The organism is Mycolicibacterium sp. lyk4-40-TYG-92, assembly GCF_030209435.1.
Lineage (GTDB): Bacteria > Actinomycetota > Actinomycetes > Mycobacteriales > Mycobacteriaceae > Mycobacterium.
On sequence record NZ_JARVRX010000027.1, the window covers coordinates 111,539 to 118,733 of the forward strand.

Sequence of the window (7,195 nt, forward strand, 5' to 3'; positions counted from 1 at the left end):
GTTCGGGGCAACCGCGCGAGCGAGGAGCTGACAGTGATTGTGGTCGCCATCGACGCGGGATATCAGGCCGCCACGCAGACGACCAACATCCTCGAGGTACGAGATATGTTGCGGCCGAGAATCATTAGGCACCATGGGCCACTCGATGCACATTCCGAGGCATCACACTGCGGCCAAAATTTGGACTCCCAGGCGCGTTTCCTACGCGACCTGGTGTCCCCCATCCAAAGGCGGTCCCCGCGTGAAAGCTGTACAACTTGTGTCCCGCGCAGACTGTCGAACACATCGACGGCTGCACCGCCGATCAAGCCGATCTCGCACTCGGCCAAGCCGCGGCACTACACGCCGAGTCCTGGGGCCACGAGGCGCTCACGAAACAATCGTGGCTTCCCATCGAACATATCTGGAACGCATTGGCCGGGGGGCTGCCGCAGATTATCAACCCCTGGTTGCAGCGATTTGACGGCTATCTCAAACCCGACTTAATAGACGTGGTACACCGTCTGGGCCGCGAAGTGCCCGAATGGCTGGCGACACTTAGTGAGCACCGCACGCTGTGGCACGGCGACTTTCGGCTCGACAATCTCTTGTTCAATGCCCAAGCCGGGCGGACACCGATCGCGGTCGTCGACTGGCAGAGTGTCTCCACGGCACCGGGCGTCATCGATGTGTCCTACCTGCTTGGTACGTCGCTGACCGAGGCTGATCGGGCGACACACGAGCGAGCCCTCGTCGAGGAATACCACCGCCGCTTGATCTCTCGCGGTGTGACGGGGTATGACGCCGATCGATGCTGGCTGGAATATCGAGCACACGCGCTCTACGGGTTGATACTCACAATTCCCGTCTCCCTGGGTGTAGAGAGCACCAAACGCGGCGACACGATGTTTGGGGCCATGGCGAGCCGCGCAGCAGCCCAGATCGTGGACAACGACAGTTTCGCGGCGCTGGCGACGATGACCCGATGACCCGCACCCGAGCGCGATGCCATTAGCCGACGTGGCGAATATCAGGTCCCAGCGGTACCGGAGGCACCAGTCATCAGTGACAACAGATAGCTCCCCCCGATCAGCTCTCCCCGCGCCGGTAACGCGCCGTACTGCCGCATCATCTCGGTGATTTCGTACTGTGCGAGATACCGAGACAACAAGCCCTCTCGAAATTCGAGGAATATGTCGCAACCGTAGGTGTCGAACCGCCCAGAGCCATATCGGGCCGGGCCCGTACCGCTCTGCTTGAACAAGAACAATGCCCGACCATCGTCAACTGCCGTGAAGAACTGCACTTCCTCGAAGTGCACATCTGGCATGACTTTCCAGATCATGTCGACATACTTCGGCATATCATCAATGCCACTGATCACGTGCGGCCAGAAAACCGTGTCGTCCCAAACGATTTCGGGATGCAGTAGCGCCAAGACCTGTTCTGTACTGTGCGAATTCCACGCGGCCCCCCAACGGGTGCCAAAGTCTCGCAGGAATTCTTCGCTCAGTGGCGTGGTGCTCATGTGTGCTTCTCCGTTCTAGCTGATTGATGGTTCGATACGACGAAAGGTAATACTGGCCACGGTGCACAGGGTCCCGTCATCGGCGTAACCGCGGACCGACACCAGCGCGAAACGGCCGCCGACATGAACCACATCGGCGGTGGCATTGATGCCGGCGGCCGGGACACCGGGGCGTAAGTAACTGACGTGCATGTGGGCGGTCGACAGCCCGTCGTTGGTCGTTGCGACGGCCGTTGATGCCACCGCCTCGGCGACACATGCCCAAACACCGCCATGCAGGATGCGGAAGCCGTTGGTCCACGCCGCGGGTTCCGACAAGCGTGCCGTCAGACCATCAGCACCAGCAACGTACGAGATACTGAGATTCTCCTCGAGCGAGGCATCAATTTTCGCCGAACCGGCAATCAACGCTTGTGGCTGTGCCGGCGGGGTCATCTCTGGTTCTCCAAGTACGTTGACGATACGGGTAGTCGCCAGCACCACGGGTGTTCCAGCACCGTCAGTTATTGCTCCCGAGACGAAACCTGATTTCGACTCCAGCCGCACTGCCGATCCCTTGACTTGCAGCACGGAGCCGGGGGCGACGAGCCCGCCGACGAAGTCCAGCGTCAGCTCCGTGGTCAGGGACCACTCACCGGGCTGGCGCCGAATGAAACTGACCTCACCGAGAATGTGATCGGCTGCCACTGCGAATGCGCCGGCGCGTGGACGGCCGTCTTGACCGAACGCCCACGGGGGCAGCGCGTATTCGCAGCAGCTATCGTCGGATTCGGGATAGCAGTTGCGCAGCCCGAATCGGGCCTCGACCGACTCGGAGTCTGCGACGCAGCACGAGAATGCCTCGCGCACAGCAGCGGTGGACGTGATCGACATCTTTACGGTCGAGCCAGCCGCTCGGTGGCCCGGCTCTGGCCCGATTTCAGGCGCTTCAATCCGTCGTCGATGCGGCGGGCAAACAGTCCGCGTTGCACTAGGTCCTGCGTGACACGCAGCTCATATGCCGTCGCACCGATGTGGTCCATGTTCTGGGCGCGCAGAGCAACCTCTTTGAGTACGGTGGTTAACTCAGCGCCAGATTCCGCGATCTGCTTGGCGAGATTAAGCGCCGTCTCACGCAGCTTGCCGACCTCGACAACCTCGTCGACCAACCCCACCCGCAGCGCCTCATGGGCGTCGATCGGATCACCGGTAAAGAACATCCGGCGAGTGCGCTGGGTATTCATCTTGCGCAGCATGCCGTGGTAGAACCCATTCATTGCATATTTGACCTGGGTCGAGCCGAAGGCGGCATTCTCTGATGCGATCGTGATATCGCACATGTTCGCCACATCCATGCCGTATCCGGGCGCTACGCCGGCCACCGCCGCGACAGTGGGTTTGCGGTAGTCGTACAGGTCTGTCATGAACCGCAATGCGACGTCGGTGAAGCGATTGCGCTCATCTCCCTGAGTGCCCTGGAGGACATCGAGTGCCCACCCGGCGCAGAAGTAATCCTCGTTGCCAATGATGAGGACAGCGGCGACCTCATCGTCATAGGCCCATCCAGCAAGGGCGTCGATGAGCTCTTCATGCAGCTCCCACCCCAGCGCATTGCGCTTCTCCGGATGGTCGAGCTGAAGGATGCCCACACCGTCTTCGATGCCTGTGATCAGGTACTTGTACTCGGCCATCGCGATCCTCACCGACGCTGTATGAGCACGACTCTGTGCTCGTCGACGGACCGGAGTGACCACGCCGACGACAAAACTGTACATCGTGTTCGAGTTTTTTGCAAAAAGTCGAACACGCTGTATGGTCATTGTTCGGGGTCAGTGCTAGCCCGTCCGCCCAACCGAGGAATCGACATGACAGTGCCGTCTCATCACGTGCAGCAGTACGTCGAAATGGGTTTGTGGACCGACGAGCGCGTCGGCTACTTGATCCCCCGACAAGCGGCCGATTTCCCCGAACGCGAACTGTTTCTGTTCGAAGGCCGGCGGGTCACCTACGGTGAATTCGACTCATGGGTGACGGCGGTCGCATCCGACATGGTCAGCCGCGGCGTCAATCCCGGTGACCGGGTGATAGTACAATTGCCGAATTGCCTTGAAGCACTGGTACTTCAGGTCGCCGCGTTCCGGATCGGAGCCCTCAACGTCCCGGTAATCCCAATCTACCGCGAACATGAAACCGGACAGATACTCGCCGACACCCGCCCCGCCGTCGTCGCTGTTGCTGCTGTGATCGGCGAACGCCGCCCCGACGTCGAAATCGACGGGCTGCTCGCGAGCCTGGGCCATCACCCCGCCGTCCGCTACCTGGTCGGCGGGGAAGCCCCCGGATGGACGCCGGTACCCGACGCCGACGCAGCGATCCCCTGTGATGTGTCACTACCTGAGCCGGCCGCGGCGGACAAGCCGGCCCTGGTTCTCTACACCTCCGGAACCACCTCGGCACCCAAAGGCGCTGTCTTATCGTCACGTTCGTTGCTGGCGCAGCTACGCAACATGGCCAGCATCGCCGATCTCGACGCACATGCCGTGTTGGCCGCCGGCACCCCGCTGTCCCATTTGAGCGGCTTCGTCGCAGGGGTTCTCCTGCCCGCGTTTCTCGGTGCTCGGGCGGTCATCCTGCCCGCCTGGCGCCCAGACGAAGCTGTCAAGGTCATCGCGGCCGAACGAGTCACCACGATGATGGGTGCAACAGTTTTCCTCCAGGATCTCGTTTCGCGCTACGCCAACGGCACCGATACCGGCCATCGCCTGACCACCTACATGTGCGCCGGCGCGACGATTCCAGCCGGCCTCATCCGGGCCGCCGCAGATGCAGGTATTTTCGCCACCCGCAACTACGGCATGACGGAAACCGCCGGAATCTGCACCGGCGCCACTCCCACCGACTCGGACGAGAGGCGGGAGAATTGGGACGGCCGCTTATTGCCCGGGATGCAGATCGAGGCGGTCGACGCAGATCGCCGCCCCGTCGATTTCGGTACCGAGGGCGAGTTGCGCATCCGCGGCCCTCAGTTGTTCGACGGATACACCGACATCGAGACCACCGCAACGCAATTCGACGATGACGGCTGGTTCTACCCAGGAGACATCGGAGTTGTCGAGGACGGCTGGGTACGAATGACCGGTCGCAGCAAGGACATCATCAACCGCGGCGGCGAGAAGTTCTCCACCCAGGACATCGAACAGGCTCTGCTCAGCCACAGCGACATTCACACCGCAGCGGTCACTGCGGTGCCCGACCAGCGGTTCGGCGAAGCCGTCGGAGCTTGGATAGTCCTAGTCGACAGTGCCACCTGGTCAGGACCGGACACATTTCTCCGCTACCTCTACGATGCGGGACTGGCCAAAGCCAAGCTACCCATCGAATGGCATGTCGTGGCATCCATTCCAACTACTGCCAGCGGCAAGGTCCAGAAGTTCCGGCTACCAGACCTCGATGACCTGGCCGTCTCGACCAACGCCCGCCTCGATTCCACCACCGTTAGGAACACACAGTGACCGCACCAACCAACCTCGCACCGACGCGAACCATCTACGACGACGACCACGAGCAGTTCCGCGACACCATCAAGCAATTCATCGACACCACCGTCGCCCCCAACTTTGAACGCTGGGAAAAAGACAAGGTTGTCGACCGGTCGCTATTCACCACAGCCGGCGAACACGGCATGCTGCTATTCAGCACACCGGAAGAGTTCGGAGGGGCAGGCGTCGACGACTTCAGGTTCAACGCCATCCTCGACGAGGAGTTCGGCCGATCCGGTTATGCGTCCGTCGGATTGGGGTTGGCACTCCAAAACGATGTCGTGGGGCCGTATTTCACTGACCTCACCAACGACGAGCAGAAGCAACGATGGCTGCCCGGACTAACCAACGGCACCCTCATCGGCGCCATCGCCATGACCGAACCCGGCGCCGGAAGCGACCTCTCAGGAATCCGAACTCGCGCTGTACGCGACAACGACCACTACGTCATCAATGGCGCCAAGACATTCATCTCCAACGGTCAGAACTGCGACATCGTTGTGGTTGCGGCACGCACCAGCGACGACAAACACAAGGGTCTCTCACTGTTCGTCATCGAGAACGGCACGCCAGGTTTCGAGAAGGGGCGCAACCTTGACAAACTCGGCCTGCACGGCCAGGACACCAGTGAGCTGAGCTTCACCGACGTTCGTGTGCCAGCAGAAAACCTTCTCGGACAGGAAGGCTCCGGCTTCTACCAGCTGATGCGCAACCTGCCCCAGGAACGGCTCTCTCTGGCCATCACCGCGGTCTCCTCTGCCGAGGGTGTGCTCAGCAGAACACTCGACTATGTCAACGAGCGCAAGGCTTTTGGCCGCCCGATCGGCACCTTCCAGCACAACCGTTTCCTGCTGGCCGAGTTGGCCACCGAACTCGACATCGCCCGCGTTTACGTCGACCACTGTGTCAGTCTGCACGCCAAGCACGAGCTGACGGCCGTGCGTGCCGCGAAAGCAAAATGGTGGACCACGGAACTGCAGGTGCGCGTTGCCGACCGGTGCCTGCAGCTGCACGGCGGCTACGGATACATGCGCGAATACTCAGTCAGCCGTGCCTTTGCAGACGCCCGTATTCAAACGATCTACGGCGGCACCACCGAAATCATGAAGGAAATCATCGGAAGGGACCTCGGGCTCTAGCCACCAAGCCCGCAGCGTCACCGACGACAGCACCAAAACAAAACATCACAGCACCAACCAAACTCACCAAACGAGAGGAAATCCCATGTCACAGTTCACCCAAATCAAGACTTCCGTCGCCGACGGTGTCGGCACCATCACGTTCGACCGCATCGACCGTCGTAACGCCTTGAGTCTGGAGCTCATGGCCGACATGAGCGACTGTCTCGACGAATGGCGCACCAACGACGACGTGGCCTGCGTCGTGATCACCGGCGGCGACAAGGTGTTCTGCGCCGGGTTGGACCTGCAGCTGCAGTCGGGTTTCACCGGGGAGACCCGCGTCCTGTACTCCGATGCCTGCATGCGTGCTTACGGAACGCTGCTCGACTATGCAAAGCCGACCATCGCGGCGGTCTCGGGGCCCGCACTCGGCGGCGGTTGCGATATCGCCGTCTTCGCCGACATTCGAATCGGCTCCGATGATGTGATCATGGGCTACCCGCAAATCAAGATGGGCCTTACGCCTTACTTTTCGCCGCTGTGGAAAATCGTCGGTCTGAGCCAGGCGAAGCTGCTCACCTTCTCTGGTGACCGCATCGACGCCGCCGAAGCCGCTCGAATCGGCCTGCTGGATCGCCTCGTCCCTGCCGGTCAAGCTGTCAGTGCCGCAACCGAATTGGCCAAATCCATCGCCGAAACCACCACCGCATCGGCGATGAACAACAAGGAGATGGCACTGCGGGCGCCTGCTATGGACCCGATTGCCGCCCTGACCTACGAAACGATGGCCTACCGCGAGGTCATCTGGCACCCGGAGGTCAACGACCGGATCAGCAAGGCGTACAGCAAACTGCGCAAGTAGTCGGTGCCACTGACGTCAGATCAGTTACGCCACCGCCGGCGTGGCCAGTCACTGCGGTAACCCCACATCGTCATCAGAACATCGAAAGGTAATCCTCCCGTGCAAATTCACGACAGCGTAGCGGTCGTCACCGGTGGTGCGTCGGGCCTGGGCCTGGCGACCACCAAGCGCCTGCTCGATGCCGGCG

General features: G+C 61.2%; 7 protein-coding genes. 4 read left to right on the plus strand and 3 right to left on the minus strand.

Annotation, left to right across the window (positions count from 1 at the left end; genetic code table 11):
* Nucleotides 1-257 precede the first annotated feature (257 nt).
* The gene (locus QRN63_RS28210; protein ID WP_285034346.1) at nt 258-968 is read left to right on the plus strand and encodes an oxidoreductase family protein; all 711 of its coding nucleotides are present in this window, start codon (nt 258-260) and stop codon (nt 966-968) included.
* 41 nt (nt 969-1,009) lie between these two features.
* On the opposite strand, the gene QRN63_RS28215 is transcribed toward QRN63_RS28210, so the two are convergent.
* The 3 genes from QRN63_RS28215 to QRN63_RS28225 form a co-directional block, all read right to left on the minus strand.
* On the minus strand, nt 1,010-1,507 hold the full coding sequence (locus tag QRN63_RS28215) for a nuclear transport factor 2 family protein (protein ID WP_285034348.1): 498 nt from the start codon (nt 1,505-1,507) through the stop codon (nt 1,010-1,012).
* Between the two features lie 15 nt (nt 1,508-1,522).
* Complete coding sequence (locus tag QRN63_RS28220) at nt 1,523-2,194, minus strand: PaaI family thioesterase (RefSeq protein WP_285034350.1); 672 nt, start codon at nt 2,192-2,194, stop codon at nt 1,523-1,525.
* A gap of 188 nt (nt 2,195-2,382) precedes the next feature.
* Nucleotides 2,383-3,177, minus strand: a complete 795-nt coding sequence (locus tag QRN63_RS28225; RefSeq protein WP_285034353.1) for an enoyl-CoA hydratase/isomerase family protein — start codon at nt 3,175-3,177, stop codon at nt 2,383-2,385.
* On the opposite strand from QRN63_RS28225, the gene QRN63_RS28230 reads away from it, so the two are divergent.
* From QRN63_RS28230 to QRN63_RS28240, 3 genes are all read left to right on the plus strand, one after another.
* Nucleotides 3,112-4,998, plus strand: coding sequence for a class I adenylate-forming enzyme family protein (locus tag QRN63_RS28230; RefSeq protein ID WP_285034356.1), 1,887 nt, complete (start codon nt 3,112-3,114; stop codon nt 4,996-4,998). The genes QRN63_RS28225 and QRN63_RS28230 overlap by 66 nt on opposite strands.
* The gene (locus QRN63_RS28235) at nt 4,995-6,164 is read left to right on the plus strand and encodes an acyl-CoA dehydrogenase family protein (RefSeq protein WP_285034358.1); all 1,170 of its coding nucleotides are present in this window, start codon (nt 4,995-4,997) and stop codon (nt 6,162-6,164) included. Before QRN63_RS28230 ends, QRN63_RS28235 begins: the two co-directional genes overlap by 4 nt.
* 85 nt (nt 6,165-6,249) lie before the next feature.
* Nucleotides 6,250-7,008 carry an enoyl-CoA hydratase/isomerase family protein gene (locus QRN63_RS28240; protein WP_285034360.1) on the plus strand — a complete coding sequence of 253 codons (759 nt, stop codon included), beginning with the start codon at nt 6,250-6,252 and terminating at the stop codon, nt 7,006-7,008.
* Nucleotides 7,009-7,195: the final 187 nt, after the last annotated feature.

What these genes read in the sequence shown, in the direction of transcription:
- QRN63_RS28215 (WP_285034348.1), bottom strand. Translation starts at nt 1,507, where the DNA reads ATGAGCACCACGCCACTGAGCGAAGAATTCCTGCGAGACTTTGGCACC.
- QRN63_RS28230 (WP_285034356.1), top strand. Translation starts at nt 3,112, where the DNA reads ATGGTCGAGCTGAAGGATGCCCACACCGTCTTCGATGCCTGTGATCAG.
- QRN63_RS28225 (WP_285034353.1), bottom strand. Translation starts at nt 3,177, where the DNA reads ATGGCCGAGTACAAGTACCTGATCACAGGCATCGAAGACGGTGTGGGC.
- QRN63_RS28240 (WP_285034360.1), top strand. Translation starts at nt 6,250, where the DNA reads ATGTCACAGTTCACCCAAATCAAGACTTCCGTCGCCGACGGTGTCGGC.